The organism is Kitasatospora sp. NPDC001660, assembly GCF_053596725.1.
This window is the reverse complement of sequence record NZ_JBSFGU010000131.1, coordinates 1-2284: the sequence shown is the minus strand read 5'-3', so window position 1 is coordinate 2284 and position 2284 is coordinate 1. Positions and strand designations below refer to the sequence as shown.

The following is a 2284-nucleotide window of genomic DNA, read 5'->3' as shown; positions in this document are numbered from 1 at the left end:
CTCATCGACCACTTCCTCAAGCCCGCCGCCAGCGCCCAGGGCCACCCCGGGTTCGAGCACTTCACCTTCGACCACGTCCTCAACGGCGTGATCGAGGCCGTGGGCGAGGAGGAAGGCGACGAGTGGCAGCTGATCGTCCAGGACAACACGGTCACCACGGTCGAACCCGAACGCGGAGAGCCGGACTGGATGTGCGAACACTGCCAGCGGATCGTCGAAAACGAGGACACAACCTGCTGCGCCGACGCGGAGATGATTCCCCTCTGGCCGGCCTGAGCCCTGCACCGGACAGTTGCTCCACCAGGCCCCAGCCCGGCACGAGTAAATACTCGCAGGCCGCCACCGCGGGGTGACGGCCTTCCATGGCCTTCTCAAGGCCCCGGCAGCGTAGCGCCGACCACGGACACCGGTCCCGGCAGGGGCGACCCGTTACGCCCACTCCACCCCTTGCTCGGCGAGCTGCGCGAGCTGCCCCACGCTCAGCTTGGCCCGTCTTGCCTTCTGGTTGTTCAACCATGCCCGGCCCAGCGCCGAGACCGACGCGGGCGGCACTGCCGCCCGCCTCGCCGTCGACGTCCTGCGCGTCAGCGCGAACGGACAGCGCTGATCGCCGACATCGCCACCATCGCCGACATCGCCAGGTGGCGCACGATCGGTCGATACGTCGTGCCGGTCGTTCGTGAGCCGGTGAACTCACCCCGAAATCCGGGGTGTTGTCGCATGCTTCGGAAGTGACTGTTGTGGGAATCCGTCCCCGGGCAGGACGGAGCTCTGCTACCGCCGGCCTGCTGCTTCCCTCAACTCGCGTCCGCCCCAAGGAGATTAGCTCGTGTACGCACGTCGCGCCACGCTCAGATCCCTGACAGCCGGACTCTGCGCCGGAGTCACCACGCTCGCCCTCGCGACGGGCCCGGCGCAGGCCACTCAGGCCGCGTTCTACTCCACCAGCACGCCGACGAACATCTCGGCCCCGTGCGCCGGGCAGAACGCCGAGACCATCCAGGCCGTCGACCCGACCGTGAACGCCGTTTACGACACGTGGATCGGCTGCAAGGGCATCGGATTCGCGGCCTCGCTGGACGGCGGGGCCACCTTCGGCGCGCCGGCGACCCTGCCGGGCAGCGTCGGGCAGAACGGCAGCCGGACCTGGGACCCGGCGATCACCGTCGCGCCGAACGGCACGGTCTACGCGGCGTTCATGGTGTCCCGCGCCGGCCAGACCTACCCTGTCATCGACGTCAGCACCGACCACGGCGCCACGTTCAAGACCGTCGGCCAGATCAACCCGCCGGACGCGAACAACTGGGGCGACCGCGACTTCATCGCCGCAGGCCCGGACGGAACGCTCTACCTGACCTGGGACTACGGGCCGAGCGCGGCGGCGGTGACGTTCGTCTGCGCGTCGACCGGCAGCTGCGCGTTCGCCACCGGAGACGTCAACGCGGTGATGCAGAAGTCCACCGACGGCGGCCGGACCTGGAGCCCGATGTCGCACATCAGCCCCGGCTACCCGAACAGCGGGGCGGACAGCGCGCCGATCACGGTCGAGCCCGACGGCTCACTCGACGTGATCTACCAGGGCTACAACGTCACCGACATCCCGACCGACAACCTGACCGTCGCGTACACCTACGCGACCCGCTCCACCGACAGCGGCGCGACCTGGTCGCAGCCGGTGCGGATCGGCCCGAACGTCGGGACGATGAACAACAGCGAGTGGTGGATCGACGGCAGCGAGGCGCTCGGTCCGGACGGGACGCTGTACGCGACCTGGGACACCCAGGGCCAGAACTCCGACACCGGCTGGCTGGCGTACTCGCGGGACCACGGGGCGACCTGGTCCACGCCGGCGCAGGTGCCATCGGACACGCTGACCGTCCCGCACATCATGCAGGTCGTCGCCGGGTCCCCCGGGATCGCGTACGTGGGCTGGCTGTCGAGTAGCGACCCGCGCGGTTACGCGCAGTACCTGCGGACGTTCTCGACGACGCGGGGGTGGCTGTCGGGCCCAGTCCAGGTCTCGCAGAACTTCGGGACGAGCACGGTGTGGCCCGGGGATACGTTCGGCTTCTCCGCGCTGTCGCCGAACCGGCTGGTGCTGGCCTGGGGCAGCGCGGTCGCACCGACGGCCTCGAACGACAGCATCTGGGCGGCGACGGTGGGAGTGACGCTGCCGTAACCCGCGGTCAGCGGACCCGGGTGGGGGGGGGGGGGGGGGGCCCCCCCCCCCCCCCCGGGGGCGCCCCCCGGCGGGGCGCAGGCACGAGGGGGGGGGGGGGGAAGG

The 2284-nt window shown here is 70.5% G+C and carries 2 protein-coding genes and 1 pseudogene; all 3 read left to right on the top strand.

Annotated elements, in window-relative coordinates; genetic code table 11:
• A pseudogene (locus tag ACWCXH_RS39860) lies at positions 1–276 on the top strand (hypothetical protein); the annotation flags it as partial.
• A 208-nt stretch (positions 277–484) separates the two neighbouring features.
• A complete protein-coding gene (locus ACWCXH_RS39855) occupies positions 485–607 on the top strand; it encodes a hypothetical protein (RefSeq protein WP_449806406.1) in 123 nt (40 codons plus the stop codon).
• Positions 608–829: 222 nt separating this feature from the next.
• Entirely contained in the window at positions 830–2179 is a 1350-nt protein-coding gene (locus ACWCXH_RS39850) for a hypothetical protein (protein WP_449806405.1), read from the top strand.
• Positions 2180–2284 lie beyond the last annotated feature (105 nt).